The organism is bacterium, assembly GCA_017744355.1.
In the GTDB taxonomy this organism is placed as follows: Bacteria; Cyanobacteriota; Sericytochromatia; order S15B-MN24; family UBA4093; genus JAGIBK01.
The window spans coordinates 287,953-303,817 of record JAGIBK010000003.1 but is presented as its reverse complement, the minus strand read 5'-3'; the positions used below and the strand labels follow the sequence as shown (position 1 = coordinate 303,817).

Sequence of the window (15,865 nt, the reverse complement as noted above, 5' to 3'; positions counted from 1 at the left end):
AGCAATGAGCATCCGCATTCTGATCGTCGATGACGCCCCCTTCATGCGTCGGACCCTCGCCAAGCTCTTCGACGAGAAGGGTTGGGAAGTGGTCGGAGAGGCCGCCAACGGTGCCGAGGCGGTGACCCAGTACGCCACCCTCCAGCCGGATATCGTGACCATGGACATCACCATGCCCGAGATGGACGGGATCACCGCCGTGCGCGAGATCGTCTCCCAGCACCCCGCCGCCCGGATCATCATGTGCTCGGCCGTCGGTCAGCAGGACATGATCGTCGATGCGGTCAAGGCCGGCGCCAAGGACTTCATCGTGAAGCCCTTCCAGAAGGATCGCGTGCTCGCGGCCGTCGAGGGAGCGCTCAAGAAGTAAGGGGGGCGGTGAGCGAGGAGTAGCGCCATGAGTTTCGAATTTAGCGACGAGGATTTCAAGCTCTTCCTGGAAGAGGGGAGGGCCCACCTCCAGACCCTGGAGCAGAACCTGCTGGTTTTGGAGGACAACCTCGAGGCTCCGCTCGATCTTGCCCTGATCAACGAGATGTTCCGGGCGGCGCACTCGGTCAAGGGGGCCGCCGGTATGCTCGGCCTCAAGACCATCCAGTCGCTCACCCACCAGCTCGAGAACCTGCTGGGGCGCATGCGCGAAGGCAAGATCGGTGCCGACCTTGAGCTGCTCGAAGGCCTCTTCGAGGCGGTGGACGTGCTCGGCACCCTCATGGTCGAGATGAGCGGCGAGAGCCGTGAGACCAGGACCGACACCGCGCCCACCATCCAGCGCCTCAAGGACCTGCTCGAGGCCCGCGAGAACATCCAGACGAGCGACGACGCCGAGACCCTCTTGCCCTTCCAGCTGGCCCCCGAGCTCGAGGCGTCCCTCGACGCCAAGGCGATGGAGGCCGCCAAGCGCGCCATCCGCGAGAAGCGCTACCTCTACGAGGTGAAGCTCGATCTCGAAGGTTGCCGCTGGGTCGAGGAGAGCATCGACCACGACATCTTCCAGAAGCTCGCCGCCATCTCCGAGGTGGTCGCGCTCCACTCGGATCCGGCCCCTCCGGCCCAGGGCAGCAGCGAGCCCTTCCCTCTCAAGGGGCACGCCCTGGTCCAGTCCTCGGCGGATCCCATGATCCTCTCGATCCTGGTGCCCATGGGCCCGGATGAGCTACGCCTGGTCTACGACCCGGCCAATCCCCCCGAGGCAGCCGCTCCTGCCAAGCCTGCCGCTCCGAAGGCCGCTCCGCAAGAAGCTGCGGCTGCGGTGCCCCAGGCGAGCGAGGCCCCGAAGCCTGCCGCTCGTCAGGCGGCCAAGGCGGGTGGTGCCGCCGGCGGCCACAGCCAGAGCATCCGCGTGGACGTGGAGCGCCTGGACGACCTCATGAACGTGGTCGGCGAGATCGTCATCGGCAACACCCGCCTCTCGCAGCTCGGCGGTATCCTCGAGGGTCGCTACGACCGCGACGTGACCGTCCAGCAGCTGGCCGAGAGCCTCGGGCAGCTCGGGCGCCTGGTGGGCGATCTGCAGATGACGGTCATCCGGACCCGGATGGTGCCGGTCGAGCGCGTCTTCTCGCGCTTCCCGCGCTTGATTCGAGACCTGGCCCGCAACCTGGGCAAGGAAGCCAAGCTCGAGATGAGCGGCCAGGAGACCGAGATCGACAAGACCGTCAGCGAGGAGCTGGAGGATCCCTTGGTCCACCTCCTGCGCAACGCCATCGACCACGGGGTCGAGAGCCCCGAGAAGCGCGAGGCGGCGGGCAAGTCCCGGGTGGGCACCATCAAGCTCTCGGCTCATCACGAGGGCAACCACATCGTGATCGTGCTGGAGGACGACGGCGGCGGCATCGACCCGGCCAAAATCTTGAAAAAAGCCCGGGACCTGGGCCTCGCGAACCCCGACACGGTCTACAGCGACCACGACGCCGTCCAGTTCATCTTCGCCCCCGGCTTCAGCACCGCCGAGAAGGTCACCGACGTCTCGGGCCGCGGGGTGGGCATGGACGTGGTCAACCAGAACATCCGCAAGCTCAAGGGCTCGATCCACGTGGTGACGACCAAGGGCGAAGGCTCCAAGTTCATCATCAAGCTGCCCTTGACCCTCGCCATCACCAAGGCCCTCCTGGTGCGTGCGGGCGGCGAAACCTTCGCCATCCCGCTCGAGAGCGTCCGCGAGAGCATCCGCCTCGCGCCCTCGGCCATCAAGACCATCAACGGCAAGCCCGTGACCCAGGTCCGCAACGAGGTGCTGCCGCTCTTCCGCCTGCAGGAGGCCTTCGGCTTCGGGTCGGACGCCCAGGAGGCGCGCCACCTGCCGGTGGTCGTGGTGGGCGGCGACAAGAAGCAGCTCGGCCTGATCGTCGATCGGCTCGAAGGCGAGCAGGACATCGTGGTCAAGAGCATGGGCAACTACCTGGGCGATATCCGCGGGGTCGCCGGTGCGACCATCCTGGGCGACGGGCGCGTGGCCCTGATTCTGGACGTGGCGACCCTCATCGATGAGAGCGAGAGCGCCGAGCTCGCGACCCTCGGCGCCGGATAGGACACCCCATGCTGGACCCCAAGACCCATGGCGATCTGCTGCGCCTGCGTGACCTGATCCAAGCGCACGCGGGCCTGCGGCTCGAAGAACCCAAGCTCCAGGCGCTTGTCCCCAAGCTCGAAGGGGTGATGCGCGAGATCAACTGTCCCAGCCTCTCGGCGCTCGGCGACCAGCTCATGCGTGAGATGGCCTTCGGGGCGGGCAAGGCCTGGACGGCGGTGATCCCGCTGGTGACGATCAACGAGACCTACTTCTTCCGCGAGATGCACCAGCTCGAGATCCTGCGCAACCACCTGATCCCCGAGTTGCAGCGGCGCAACGCCACCCGGCGTCACCTCAAGCTCTTGAGCGCGCCCTGCTCGACCGGAGCCGAGCCCTACACCCTCGCCATGCTCCTGGAGCAGGGGCCCGCCAATCTGGTGGGCTGGAACGTCGAGATCCACGGGGTGGACATCGATGGGCCGGTGGTGGAGCAGGCCAAGGAAGGCCTCTACCCCAAGGCGGCCTTCCGGGCCACCGACCAGGCTCAGCTCGAGCGCTGGTTCAAGCAGGAAGGCGATCGCTACCGGATCCAAGAACGGCTGCGCAAGTCGGTGGCCTTCCGGCAGGGGAACCTGCTGGAGATGGCCAAGTGGCCTGGTTACAAGGGCTTTGACGTGATCCTGTGCCGCAACCTGCTGATCTACTTTGACCAGCCGACTCAGCGCCGCCTGGTGGATCTGTTCTTCCAGGCCCTCAATCCCGGCGGGTACCTGCTCTTGGGCCACTCCGAGTCGCTGTTGACCCTCGGGACCTCGTTCTTGCCCGATCCCGTCCATCGCGCCATGGTTTACTACAAGCCGGCGTCCGAGGTGCAGAAAGCAGCGCTATGACCGATTCCATCCGCGTTTTGATCGTCGACGACTCGGCCTTCATGCGCCGGGCGATCGCCCGCATGCTCACCGCCGATCCCGAGATCGAGATTGTGGGTAGCGTGGGGGACGGCGCCCAGGGCCTGGAGGCGATCCGGACGCTGCAGCCGGACGTCGTGACCATGGACATCGAGATGCCGGTCATGGACGGCCTGACCGCCCTCAAGAAGATCATGGATGAGACCCCGCTGCCCGTCATCATGATGAGCACCCTGACCCAGAACGGGGCGACGGCCACCCTGACGGCCCTCTCGCTGGGGGCCTTCGACTTCGTGCCCAAGCCCGAGTCGTCCATGATCGACGTGCTGGGGGTGGAGCGCGAGCTGCGCGAGAAGGTCCGCGCGGCGGCGCACTCGCGCCGCTCCAAGCGGCGCCTGACGGGCCTCCACGGGACGGCTTCCGTCCATGCGGCCACGCTCGGTCACCAGGCCCCGGCACCGGCTGCCGCCAAGCCGCAGGCCCCCGTGGCTCCCACTCCGTCGGTGCGCCCGGCGGGCTCCCGGGTGCCCGAGGTGATCGGGATCGGGATCTCGACGGGTGGCCCGCCCGCCCTTCAGTCCCTGTTCAGCGCCCTGCCCGGGGACTTTCCGGTGGGGATCGTGGTGGTGCAGCACATGCCCCCCGGCTTCACCAAGCCCCTGGCCGAGCGCCTCAACCGCATCTGCCCGATGACCATCCGCGAGGCGATGGACGGTGAGGTGGTCGAGCCCAAGAAGGCTCTGATCGCTCCGGCGGGGACCCACCTGGTCCTGAAGCGGGAGGGCAGCCACCTGGTCTGCCGCACCATGGACGCCTCGACGACCAAGACCTGGCACAAGCCCTCGGTGGATGTCCTCTTCGCCTCGATCGCGCAGGTGGTCGGCCCCAAGGCCCTCGCGGTCATCATGACCGGCATGGGCAACGACGGCACCGCGGGCGCGACCGCCATCAAGGGGCGCGGCGGCGAGATCTGGTCCCAGGACGAGGCGACCAGCGTGGTCTACGGCATGCCCCGTACCGTCTTCGAGGCCGGGGTGGTGGACCGGGTCCTGCCCCTCGGCTCCATCCCGACGGCCCTGACCACCTTGGTGGGCTCTTCCTAGTCCCTTTCACGCGCGAAGCCCCGGCGATCTTTCGGTCGCCGGGGCTTCGCGCGTGAAGGGCTAGAACGTCAGACTGGTGTGCAGGGCGACCACGTTGGTGTTGGTGGTCGTCGCGCCGTAGCGGGTGATATTCTGGTTGTCGAGCGCGAGGGTGACGCCCTTGGTGGGCTTGAAGGAGAGGCCCGCGATGGCCTCCAGGCGCTCGTCGCCGGGAGTCGTCTGGCTGGGCTCGATGTAGTCGCCGCGCAAGAGCAGCTCGACGCCCGGCACCCCCGGGATGGGCAGGGTGGCGACCTCGAAGGCGCTGAGCACGTGGCCCATGCTCAAGGGGGCCGTCTCGCTCACCTGGTCCCAGAGGCGGGTGCCCTGGAGGGCGCAGCGGAAGGTGTCGCTCTTGAAGCCCAAGAGGACCGAGGCGCGATCGCTGACGGCCTTGCTGGCGCTCGGGCTCCGCTCGCCGAGCGCCGTCAGCTCCAGGCCGATGGGGGCCGTGAGGCTCACGCGCCCCTGCCAGGCCTTGAAGCCGTCCGCCTCGTTGGCGCGGAAGCCCTCTCCGTTGGAGACAGCCAGGGCGTAGCTGAGGGGGCCGTTCTCGCCCATGGCCTTGAGCCCCTTGTCCCAGGTGCCGACGTAGGTGGCCCCCTTGCCGATGCCGCCCGCGAGCGGGACGGTTCCCAGCATGCGGTAGCCCCAGAAGGCGTACTCGTACTCGGTCCAGGGCAGGGTCACCATGCCCAGCTGCAGGCTACCGCCGGGGTAGAGGCCGTCCGCCTGGAGGTAGGCGTTCTGGAGCAGGACGTCGTGGGGAGCGACACCGCCGTTGGGCTGGGGCTCGGAGTAAGGGTTGAGGGTGATGACGCCCGACCAGACGTTGTCGAAGCGGACCTTGCCCGTGAGGAAGGCCCGCGTCAGGTTGAAGCCCGCCAGGCCCCCCGAGGTGGGGGCGCTGTAGTCGGCGAAGACGACCCCCGAGACCGAGGCCTCGGGCTTGGCCTCGGCGGCCGGAGCGGCAGCGGGGAAGAGGGCCGAGAAGATCGCGAGGCCGGGGAGAAGAGACGAGGGAAGGGTCATGGGGGCTCCTTATCGTGAGGGGCGCGAGGCCGAGAGGGCCAGGGGCCGCTCGGCGCCGGGTGCGGTCGGGCGAGCCGAGGCGGTGAGCTTGAAGAAGGCCACGGCCTCTTGCAGGCGCCGTGCCTGCTCGGTGAGGTCGTCGGCCGTGCGGGCGACCTGCTCGGTGGCGCCGGCGGCCTCGCGCGAGCTGCGGTTGAGGCTGTCGACCGCGAGCACGACCTGCTCGGAGCCCTGGCGCTGCTCGGCGGTGGCGTAGGAGACGCTCTTGGCCAGCTGCTCCATCTCGGCCACCGCGCCGGTGACGTGGTCGTTGATGGTGGCCATCTGCTCGGTGGCCGCCACGATCTGACTGCCGGCTCGGGCCTGCTCGTCGGTGGCGGCGACGACCTCGCCGAGCAACTGGGTGACCTGCACGGCTGCCGTGCGGATGCGGCCGAGGGCCTCGCCGGTGTGGCTTGCGAGCTTAGAGCCCTCTTCGACCTTGGTGGCGCCTTCCTGGGTCACGTGGACCGCCTGGGCGGTCTCGGCTTGGATCCCCTTGATGAGATCCCCGATCTCCTTGGTGGCGCGGGCCGAGCGCTCGGCGAGCTTGCGGACTTCGTCGGCGACGACCGCGAAGCCGCGGCCCGCTTCGCCGGCACGGGCCGCCTCGATGGCCGCGTTGAGGGCCAGGAGGTTGGTCTGCTCGGCGATGTCGTCGATCACCTCGATGATAGCACCGATCTCGCTTGAGCGTTGATCGAGCACCTGGATGGTCTTGCGGATGCCGCCCATGGTCTCGGCGATCGCCTTCATGCCGGCGACGGTCTGGGAGACCGCCGTCTCACCGGCGTTCGCCGCCTCGGAGGCTTCCCCGGCCACCCGGTTGGCGTTCGAAACGTTGCCCGCCACCTGCTGGATGCTCGCGGCGAGCTCCGAGATGGAGCTCGAGGTCTGGGTGACGGCGGCGCCCAGCGCGTCCGACTCGGCTCGCACCAGGCTCACCTTGCGGTCCATGGTCTGGACGGTCGCATCCACCGACTGGAGGTTGGCGGCCATCTCCTCCATGGCCGCCGAGGTCTCCTCGGCGCTCGAGGCCTGGAGGGCGACCGAGGCCGACAGCTCGGTGCTGGAGCCTGCGATCTGGTGGGCTTCGGCCTCCACCGCGTCCGAAGCGGCGCGCACCCGCTGGACCATGTCGCGCAGGCTCTCGATCATGTGGGCGACGGCGGTGCCGAGCCGGTCACGCTCGCTCTTGGGGGTGAGGCTCCGGCTGAGGTCCCCGTCGCTCATGGCACTCGCCACGTGGGCGACCTCCTTGAGGTAGCCGGTCATTTCCTGGAAGCTCTGCGCCATGTCGCCGAGCTCGTCCTGGCGCGCCTCGCGCACGTCCTGGTCCAGCTCGCCGCGGGCGATCGCCTGGGCGGCGATCTGCATGCGCTGGATGGGGTTCACGATGGAGCGCGCGAGCACCCAGGCCATCGCGAGTGCTGCGCCGAGGGCCACCACGATGAAGCCGAGGGTCAGGGCGAGCGATCGCTGGGCATCCTGCACCGAGGCCTCGTAGCGTGCCTTGGCATCGGCCTGGATCCGGTCGTGGAGCTGCTGGATGGCTTCTTCGGCTTTGAGGAAGCGATCGCGCCCGTCGCGCTCCAGGAGCCAGGCGGCTTCGGCGGCGCCACGGGTCTGCTTCTGGACCATGGCCTGCCGAACGATGCCGATGAAGGCCTCGGTCTCGGTGTTGAAGGTGCTCAGCGAGACCTGCCCCTCTTTGACCGCGTCCAGCTGCTCGAGCGAAACGAGCATCTTCTTGAAGTCGGTGAGATCGCCGTCGAGGGTCGAAGCGATCCGCGCTCCGCGCTCCGGGGTGGGAGCGCCGACGTAGCGGTGGGCCCCTACCCGCAGGTTGTGGAGCTGGGCGAGGGTCTCGGCGCTCTCGTTGAGGCCCGTCAGGTCCTTTTGGTAGGTCGCGGCGAGCAAGCCCTGCACGCGCTGGACGGAGAGGATCGAGCCCACCCCGAGCCCCGCGATCAGAGCAATCATGACGAGGAATCCCGAAAGGATGCGGACGCGAAGCGTAAAGCGCATGGCTTCTCCTTGTAACGAAGGAACGATGGGCCCCTTCACTATAGGAGGGGCCATACGTCCCATGCTTGGGACTTTAGTCCCTACTTTCGGACGGAAAAGCCGTCCTGCCGGTCCGGTTGGTTGTACAATGGGGGCGAGCGTGGCAGCCTGTGCGTTTAAGGAAACGCTCTCGCGCGTAAGATGCAATCATGGCAACCGGTGCAGCGATAAAGTCCCCGGCCTCCGGCCTCAACCGAATCATCCAGCAGAGCGATCTCGTGCTCGCGATCATCATGGTGGTGATCGTGGGGATGCTCATCATCCCGCTGCCGAGCGCGCTGCTGGACATCTTCCTGGTCCTGAACATCACGGGCAGCCTCTTGATGCTGCTCATCTCACTCTATGTCCTGGAGCCCGTCCAGTTCAACACCTTCCCGTCGCTGCTGCTGGTCCTGACGCTCTTCCGGCTCGCGCTGAACGTCTCGACCTCGCGCCTGATCCTCCTGCACGGCGAGGCGGGGCACGTGGTCGAGGCCTTCGGTAACTTCGTCGTCCAGGGCAACTACGTGGTCGGGATCATCATCTTCTTGATCCTGACCGTCATCCAGTTCATGGTCATCACCAACGGTTCGGGCCGCATCTCGGAAGTGGCCGCCCGCTTCACCCTGGACGCCATGCCGGGTAAGCAAATGGCGGTCGACGCCGACCTCAACGCCGGCCTCATCAACGAGGACCAGGCCAAGGAGCGCCGCAAGGCCCTCCAGCGCGAGGCCGACTTCTACGGGACCATGGACGGTGCCACCAAGTTCACCAAGGGCGATGCGATCGCGGGCCTCATCATCACCGGCGTCAACATCGTCGGCGGCATCCTGATCGGGGTCTTCCAGCAGCACCGCGACATCATGCAGGCGCTGCAGCTCTTTACCCTGTTGACCATCGGCGACGGCCTGGTCTCGGCGATCCCCGCCCTGCTCATCTCGACCGGCACGGGCATCCTGGTCTCGCGCGCGGCCGCCGACGTGAACCTGGGCCAGAACATCGCCAACCAGGTCCTGGCCAACCCCAAGCCCCTGATGATCGTCTCGGCGATGCTGGTGGTCATGTCGGTGGTCCCCGGCCTGCCCTTCCTGCCCTTCCTCATGGTGGGCGGCGGGATCGGCGCGTTGGCCTACGTCCTGCGGCGCAACGAGCAGGAGGCCGAGCGTGCGGCCGAGACGGCCAAGGCGAACGAGGCCGAGGCCGCCGTGACCCCCAAGGGCCCCGAGAACGTCATGAACCTCCTCAAGGTCGACCCCATGGAGCTCGAGATCGGCTACCGCCTGATCCCCTTGGTGGACGCGGCCCAGGGGGGCGATTTGCTGGATCGCATCACCATGATCCGCCGCCAGACGGCGATCAAGCTGGGCCTGGTGCTGCCGCCCATCCGCGTGCGCGACAACCTCCAGCTCAAGCCCAAGGAGTACCGCATCAACCTGCGCGGCATCGAGATCGCTCGCAGCGAGATCCAGATCGACCACTACATGGCCATGAACGCCGGGATGGCCGTCGAGCAGCTCGACGGGATCCCCACGGTCGAGCCGGTCTTCGGTTTGCCGGCGGTCTGGATCACCGAGGACCTCAAGGAGCGCGCGGAGCTTGCGGGCTACACCGTCTTCGACGCGTCGAGCGTGGTGGCCACCCACCTGACCGAGGTGATCAAGGCCCACGCCCCCGAGATCCTCACCCGCCAGGACGTGCAGGGCCTGCTGGATAACATCAAGCAGGACTCGCCCGCAGTGGTCACCGAGCTGGTGCCCGACCTCTTGGGCGTCGGCGACATCCAGCGGATCCTCCAGAACCTCCTCAAGGACCGGGTGTCAGTCCGCGACCTCTTGCCGGTGCTCGAAAGCCTCGCCACCAACGCTCGCATCACCAAGGACCTGGACATGCTCACCGAGCATGCCCGCGCAGCGCTCGCGCGCTCCATCTGCAAGGCCTCCCTCGGCCACGACGGCGCCCTGTCGGTGGTGACGCTCGATCCCAACCTCGAGCAGCTCCTGGGCAACTCTATCCAGGTCACCGAGCAAGGGGCGTTCGTCGCCCTGGAGCCCGGCACGGCGAGCCGTCTCATCCGCAACATGAGCGAGCTGGTCGAGCGTTTGATGGCCCAGGGTCACGTGCCGGTGGTGCTCTGCTCCTCAAAGGTGCGACTGGTTTTCAGGAGATTGATCGAGCGGAAGTTCCCCAACCTGTCGGTGCTCGCTTACAATGAGGTAGTGCCGCCTCAAACCGAAGTGCGCTCGCTCGGCGTCATTGCCCTCTAAGGGATCAGTGAGATGAAGCTACCGATTCAACCGGGTCAGACCCTCCAGATGCTCGTCCCTGTCGGCGCCCGCACCGTGCCGTGCCAGGCCGTCGTGCTGCGGATGGGCAATCGTACCTTCGAGACGGCTCTGCCCCAGCGGCACGGTCTCAAGATTCCCGTCGAGGTGGATCACCTCACGGTCTCGCTCACCCTGCCCGATGCGGTCTACACCCTCAAGTGCCCGGTGATCGTGGTCAACTCGGAAGGTCTGACGCTCGGCTTGCCGCCCGAGCATGACGTGCGCCGCGTGCAACGCCGGGAGTTCGTCCGGGTGCCGGCCTCGCTGCCGTGCACGGTGGAGCCCGAGCAGACCGAAGAGGCCAAGGCCCGCCAGCGCGAGCAGTTGCCCGAGGGCATCGAGCCCGATGATTACGGCGCGCCGGTCACCGCTTACGTTCAGGATCTCTCGGGCGGCGGCTGTTCGCTCTTGATGCCGGTCGATCTGCCGCGCAACACCCGGCTCCGCATCACCTTCGAGCTGCCCCAGGAGGGCGAGGTCCTCGTGGTCGGCGCCGTCGTCCGCGCTTCGAGCGTGCAGACCCGCAAGGGTCCCCGCGTCCTGATGGGGGTCGACTTCGGCAAGCTGGACGAGGGCCTTCGCAGCCGCCTGGTGCGCTACGTCTTCTCGATCCAGCGTGAGATGGCCCGCAAGGCCCGCCTCGATCGCGAGTGGCTGGAGCGATGACCGATCGGAACTGGGGCTTGGTGCTCGGGGTTCTCAGCGCCTTCGTGATCTTCGGGGTGGCCCTCCTGTCGGGGGTCTCCGAGGAGACGGCGATGGTCCGCGGGCTGGTGGGCGGCATGGTGGGCGGCTTCATCGGGTACGGCCTCAACTATCTGGGGGCGGCGACCGTTCCGGCGCAGAAGGCCCCCAAGGGTAGCGCGTTCGACGTGGTCTTGCCCGAGACCAAGGGGGGCGTGGAGCCCCTGGATCTCAAGCCGCAGGCCGAGAACTTCGTGCCCATGGACTTCGCCCAGGCCGCCCGAGTCGTCCAGCAGACCATGCGCGAGGAGTAGCGCGCGCGGGTATGATGGGGCGGATGCCCTGCGTTCCTTAGGAGGTTGAATGGCGGCCACCGGCACGGCTGAGCTCTGGAAGAAATTCACGACCGAGGGTGACCGAGAGAGCCGCGAGCAGCTGATCCTCCAGTACGCCCCCTTGGTTCGTTACGTGGTGGGCCGCCTTGCCGTCACCCTGCCTGCGACCATCGACCACGACGACCTGTACGGATACGGCGTCATCGGCCTGATCCACGCCATCGAGCGCTTCTCGCCCGAGCGGGGCGTCAAGTTCGAAACCTTCGCCATGACCCGGGTCCGGGGGGCCATCATCGACGAACTGCGCAGCCAGGACTGGGTGCCGCGCTCGGTCCGCGCCCGCGGCCGCGAGCTCTCGGCGGCCATTAGCCAGCTGGAAGCCTCCCTCGGCCGCCATGCGAGCGAGGCCGAGATTGCCCAGTCCATGGGGATCTCGACCGACGAGCTCGCAGGCATGATGTCGGCTGCGACCTCGCCCTTCCTGTCGCTCGACGAGCTGGTCCAGGTCAGCGAGGACGGCCAGAGCCTCAGCTGGGTCGACACCATGATGGACGACCGGCCGGGTCCTAGCGCCCAGCTGGAGGACCGCGAGTTCCGCGAGCAGCTGGCCATGGCCATCGATGCCCTGCCCCCTCGCGAGAAGCAGCTCTTGGCCCTGTATTACCACGAGGGCCTGACCCTCAAGGAGATCGGCCAGGTCCTGGGGGTCACCGAGTCCCGCGTCTGCCAGCTTCACACCCAGGCGGCCCTGCGCCTGCGCACGGCCATCAATCGTTACCTGGGCATCGAGGGGCCGGCCAAGCCCGCCCGCGCCGCACGCGCCAAGTCCTAGCCCTCAAGCCTTTCCCCGATCGGAGCCCCCCATGATCCGTCACCACGCGCTCTGGCTCGAGCGCTCTGCCGGCCTTCTCGACCCGCACCGCCTGGAGCGCGAAATTGCCCAGGCCCTCGGGGCCGAGCCCCTTCGCTGGGCGATTGTCGCCGTCGAGGCCGAGCGCCTGCTCGTAGAGGTCGCAGCCCAGGCATGATCCGTCCTTTCACTGCTTTGATGATCGTTCCCACCGGCCTCGGCGCCGAGGTCGGCGGGTACGCCGGCGACGCGACGCCCGCAGCCAACCTGCTTGCGGCGGCCTGCGATCGCCTCGTCACCCACCCCAACGTCGTCAACGCGGCGAGCCTCTTTGCGGCCCGGCCCAACGTCTGGTACGTGGAGGGCGGGATGCTCGATCGCTTCTGCCTGGGCGAGGGGGCCCTGCGGCCGGTGCGCTCCAACCGCGTGGGCCTCTTGATCGATCGCACCATCGTCGACCAGGACCCGGAGGGGCTCCTGCACCTGCTGACGGCGGCGGATGCCTGCCGGGCGGTCCAGGGCGTGCCCATGGTGGGCTGGCTGCCCACCTCTGAGCCGGTGCGCTCGCGGATCGTGCTCGGCGAGCAGGGCGCGAGCTCGGGCGAGGTCGAGAACCCCCAGGTACTGCTCGAAGGGGCGAAAGCCCTGCTCGCGCAAGGCGCCGAGGCGATCGCCCTGGTGACGCGCATGCCGGAGCTTCCTGAGGCCGAGACCGAGGCCTATCTTGCGGGCGGCGGCCCGGACCCCATCGGGGGGCTGGAGGCCGTCCTCTCGCATGTGGTGACCCGTGGGTTGGGGGTGCCGTGTGCTCATGCCCCTTACGAGTCGCCGGACCGGCCCATGCGGGTGGACCCGCGGGTGGCCGCCGAGTCGGTCGGCTTCACCTTCCTGCCCTGCATCCTGGAGGGCCTGCGCCGCGCCCCGCGCCTGGTGCCCCTTGCGGAGCGCGAGGCGACGGATCTCCTGTTCGCCCAGGTGGACGCCGTGGTCGCGCCGTGGGGGGCCTGCGGCGGCATCCCGGTGCTCGCGGCCCATCGCCTCGGCCTGCCGATCGTTGCCGTGCGCGACAACCGCGTCGCCTCCCAGGCGGATCCCGTCGCCCTGGGCCTCTCGGGAGTCCTTGAGGTCGGCTCGTATCTAGAGGCGGCCGGCGCCTTGCTCGCCTTGAAAGAGGGGCTCGCCCCCGCCGCCATCCTGCGCCCATTGCCCGCGCTTCCGGCCCTGCGCTAGCGCTGCCTTTGAGAGGGCATCCGTGCCCTACCGAGCCTCTCATCCACCCGTAAAGGGACGCGCCCCCCGGACCATCGTCCGGGGGGCGCGTTTCGGAAGGGGAAGGCTTAGCGGTTGCTGGCCTTGGCGACGTAGATCTCGTCGACCTTGTCGGCCGTCACGTAGGCGTAGGGCATGTAGAAGTAGCCCTTGTCGCCCCAGCCGCCGCCCCAGCTGTTCTTGATGATGAGAACCTGCTTGGCGTCGTCGTAGCCGACGATGAAGACCGCGTGGCCGCCGAGGATCTGCTCGCCGGGCTTGGGCATCGGCATCATGCCGGTCTTGGCCACAGCGGGGGTCATGAAGCTCTTGTAGACGGTGTAACCGAAGACGCCCGGGTTGCCCTTAGCGAGCTCGGCCTTGAGCTGGTCGAGGCCGTTGAGGAGGGTGAAGTCCTCGATCTTGAAGGCGGCGGCTTCGGCCTCAGCCTTGGCGCTGGGCGCCTCCTTGAACTTGGAGACGACGTAGGGCATGGTGCTGTCGAGGGCGTTGCCGTTGGCCTTGAGGACCTCCATGCCGTCGACCATCATCGCGCCGGAGTCCTCGTTGATGGTGCCCATCCGCTCGCGCTCCTTGTAGTACAGGTACATCGCGCTGAGGGACTGCGAGGGGGCGCCGGACATGTTGGTCAGGGTCTCGCGGAGGCCCTTGCCCATCGCGAACGCGGTGCAGGCGCCGAGCTGGCCCTGGTCGTACACGGGGCTCACCTTGCCGGTGGTGCGGAGGTCGACGCTCGCGGGGAGAAGCGCGCGGTTGGGAAGGCCGATGCCGGGCATGCCCAGGTGGCCGCCGACGAACTTGTAGCCGAAGCGACGGGCCACGCCGTTGCCGTCCGCGAAGATCTTGGTGGTCTTGCTGACGGTCGCGCCACTGTTGATCCCGACGCCCGAGTTGATGCCGCAACCGGCGAGGATGCCGGCGAGGACGACGGTGGACGACAACCAGGCAAAGGCTTTGGTCTTCACGCAGCGTTTCTCCTAAGAGGGGGCGGGGCCCCGAGGGAAGTAGGTTAAGAGGTTGGTTTTTGGTTAAGACGCTTCAACGCTTCACAACCTTCTCTTAACTTTGTGGGTCCACTATACGATCGAACGAGGGTTGGGTCAAGGGTTTTTGTGCAAACTCGTCGGGTAATTTCGGCAGGCTGGAGATTGGAAACGAAAAGCCCCGGCCCCTCGATTCGAGGGGCCGGGGCCTGGGTTTTGGGGATTGGGTTAGAAGCTCTGGCCGACCTGGCGGAGGGGCGAGGGGGCGAACTTCATGATGCGGTCGTTCTTGTGGTCGCTGACGTAGAGGTAGCCGTTGTTGTCGACGACGATGCCGGTGGGCTCGTTGAACTGGGCGATGTTGCGGTTGACGTCAGCCGCGCCGCCCATCCCGCCGAACTCCGAGAGGTAGGTGCCCTGGCTGCTCAGTCGGACCACGCGGTTGTTGCCCTGGTCGACCACGTAGATGTCGCCGTTGCGGTTGTCGACCGCGATGTCGCTGGGCTTGTTGTACTGGTTGGCGCCGCGGCCGCCGATGCTGCCGGTGTAGAAGACGGGCTGCTCGGGGGTGGCCGACTTGAGGTCGAACTTCTTGATGACGTAGCCCTGGCCGGCGTCCACCGCGTAGAGGTTGTCGTCCTTGTCGGCGGTGATGGCCTTGAGGGTGGGGCCGACGGCGATCTTCTTCTCGAGCTTGAGGGCCGAGTTGTAGATCAGGATCTGGCCGAGGGTGTTGACCACCGCGAAACCGCCGCGCTTGGGGAGGACCGCGATGTCGAGGGGCTTGCCCACGTCGTTGAAGGAACCCTGGACCGGGGCGATGATCTTGCCGTTGAGGTCGTAGCGCTTGACGGGGTTGTCGGGACCGGTGAAGCCCTTGGGGTCGGTGAGCAGGAGGTTGCCGCCCTGGTCGGTGGTCATCCCTTCGGGCTGGAAGATGTGCTTGTCGCCGTTGATCAGGAAGTTGTAGGTGGTGCCGAACGACTTGAGCAGGCCGCCGTTGAGGTCGAAGCGCTGGATCTGGTCACGCTCGATGGGGGTGTTCCAGCCGAAGATGGGGTCTTCCTTGGTGAGGCTGGCGGCGTAGATGAAGTTGCGGGTGGTGTCGATGGCCAGGTACTTGGGACGCTTGACGCCGTTGAAGGCACCGACGAAGGCGTTGGGCAGCAGGTCGATCCCTTCGCTCATCAGGATCTGAGGGGCGGTGACGCTGGTGCCGGCCATCACGTCGACGATCACGTCGCCGTTCGAGGCCAGGTAGGTGTAGCCAGGCTTGCTCAGGCTGAGCTTCTGCTTGGTGGCGGGCACCTGGGTGAGGGTGAACTCGCCCGCGCCGTCGGTGACGGTGCTGCGGTTGCTGCCGATGGCCGAGCCCATCAGGGTCACGGTGACGCCGGCGATGCCGAGGTTGCTCTGGGCGTTGACGACGCGACCGCGGATTTCGCCGGTGGGGACCTGCGAGATCTGGCCGAAGCCACCGGTGCCGCTGCCGTCGCCTTCGAAGGGCTGGGTGGGGACGCGCCCGCATCCGACGACCGCCGAGACGGCCAGCAGCGTGGTGATGATGTTGAGCAAGCGGCGTGCGTTCACCTGACTCACCTTTCCCTTCCCATTCGAGACCCGTGTCATTAACGCGGTGTTAATTGCCTTGAATTACTTATCGGGAACCGGATCCGGGATCTTGCGAGGAGATGGCTAATTTTAGGTTAAGAATTCAGGATATTTCAAGTAAAAGCGCCCG

Annotated in this window: 14 protein-coding genes; 10 read left to right on the top strand and 4 right to left on the bottom strand. The window is 67.3% G+C overall.

Going from position 1 to position 15,865, the window contains the following annotated elements; translation table 11 throughout:
• The first annotated feature begins 4 nt into the window (after positions 1 to 4).
• From J7643_10255 to J7643_10240, 4 genes are read left to right on the top strand one after another with little or no spacing between them, the layout of a single operon-like run.
• Positions 5 to 370 (top strand): response regulator, encoded by a 366-nt coding sequence (locus J7643_10255; protein MBO9540960.1) that lies wholly within the window; start codon positions 5 to 7, stop codon positions 368 to 370.
• A gap of 27 nt (positions 371 to 397) precedes the next feature.
• Positions 398 to 2,530, top strand: a complete 2,133-nt coding sequence (locus J7643_10250; GenBank protein ID MBO9540959.1) for a chemotaxis protein CheA — start codon at positions 398 to 400, stop codon at positions 2,528 to 2,530.
• Positions 2,531 to 2,538: 8 nt separating this feature from the next.
• On the top strand, positions 2,539 to 3,402 hold the full coding sequence (locus J7643_10245; protein MBO9540958.1) for a protein-glutamate O-methyltransferase CheR: 864 nt from the start codon (positions 2,539 to 2,541) through the stop codon (positions 3,400 to 3,402).
• Positions 3,399 to 4,523 carry a chemotaxis response regulator protein-glutamate methylesterase gene (locus tag J7643_10240; protein ID MBO9540957.1) on the top strand — a complete coding sequence of 375 codons (1,125 nt, stop codon included), beginning with the start codon at positions 3,399 to 3,401 and terminating at the stop codon, positions 4,521 to 4,523. Before J7643_10245 ends, J7643_10240 begins: the two co-directional genes overlap by 4 nt.
• Positions 4,524 to 4,583: 60 nt before the next feature.
• Here the strand turns inward: J7643_10240 and J7643_10235 are convergent, their stop codons facing one another.
• Together J7643_10235 and J7643_10230 are read right to left on the bottom strand one after the other, a co-directional pair.
• A complete protein-coding gene (locus tag J7643_10235; protein ID MBO9540956.1) occupies positions 4,584 to 5,594 on the bottom strand; it encodes a hypothetical protein in 1,011 nt (336 codons plus the stop codon).
• A gap of 9 nt (positions 5,595 to 5,603) precedes the next feature.
• A complete protein-coding gene (locus J7643_10230; GenBank protein ID MBO9540955.1) occupies positions 5,604 to 7,661 on the bottom strand; it encodes a HAMP domain-containing protein in 2,058 nt (685 codons plus the stop codon).
• 188 nt (positions 7,662 to 7,849) lie between these two features.
• On the opposite strand from J7643_10230, the gene flhA reads away from it, so the two are divergent.
• From flhA to J7643_10200, 6 genes are read left to right on the top strand one after another with little or no spacing between them, the layout of a single operon-like run.
• On the top strand, positions 7,850 to 9,943 hold the full coding sequence (gene flhA / locus J7643_10225) for a flagellar biosynthesis protein FlhA (GenBank protein ID MBO9540954.1): 2,094 nt from the start codon (positions 7,850 to 7,852) through the stop codon (positions 9,941 to 9,943).
• Positions 9,944 to 9,955: 12 nt separating this feature from the next.
• The gene (locus J7643_10220; GenBank protein ID MBO9540953.1) at positions 9,956 to 10,669 is read left to right on the top strand and encodes a PilZ domain-containing protein; all 714 of its coding nucleotides are present in this window, start codon (positions 9,956 to 9,958) and stop codon (positions 10,667 to 10,669) included.
• Positions 10,666 to 11,001, top strand: a complete 336-nt coding sequence (locus J7643_10215) for a hypothetical protein (GenBank protein ID MBO9540952.1) — start codon at positions 10,666 to 10,668, stop codon at positions 10,999 to 11,001. Before J7643_10220 ends, J7643_10215 begins: the two co-directional genes overlap by 4 nt.
• A gap of 49 nt (positions 11,002 to 11,050) precedes the next feature.
• Positions 11,051 to 11,854 (top strand): FliA/WhiG family RNA polymerase sigma factor, encoded by an 804-nt coding sequence (locus tag J7643_10210; protein ID MBO9540951.1) that lies wholly within the window; start codon positions 11,051 to 11,053, stop codon positions 11,852 to 11,854.
• Between the two features lie 31 nt (positions 11,855 to 11,885).
• Positions 11,886 to 12,050 carry a hypothetical protein gene (locus J7643_10205; GenBank protein ID MBO9540950.1) on the top strand — a complete coding sequence of 55 codons (165 nt, stop codon included), beginning with the start codon at positions 11,886 to 11,888 and terminating at the stop codon, positions 12,048 to 12,050.
• Positions 12,047 to 13,102, top strand: coding sequence for a DUF3326 domain-containing protein (locus J7643_10200; protein MBO9540949.1), 1,056 nt, complete (start codon positions 12,047 to 12,049; stop codon positions 13,100 to 13,102). Before J7643_10205 ends, J7643_10200 begins: the two co-directional genes overlap by 4 nt.
• 107 nt (positions 13,103 to 13,209) lie before the next feature.
• Here J7643_10200 and J7643_10195 read toward each other — a convergent pair whose 3' ends face one another.
• Positions 13,210 to 14,106, bottom strand: coding sequence for a C1 family peptidase (locus tag J7643_10195; GenBank protein MBO9540948.1), 897 nt, complete (start codon positions 14,104 to 14,106; stop codon positions 13,210 to 13,212).
• Between the two features lie 246 nt (positions 14,107 to 14,352).
• Positions 14,353 to 15,714 carry a carboxypeptidase regulatory-like domain-containing protein gene (locus tag J7643_10190; GenBank protein ID MBO9540947.1) on the bottom strand — a complete coding sequence of 454 codons (1,362 nt, stop codon included), beginning with the start codon at positions 15,712 to 15,714 and terminating at the stop codon, positions 14,353 to 14,355.
• Between the last annotated feature and the right edge of the window lie 151 nt (positions 15,715 to 15,865).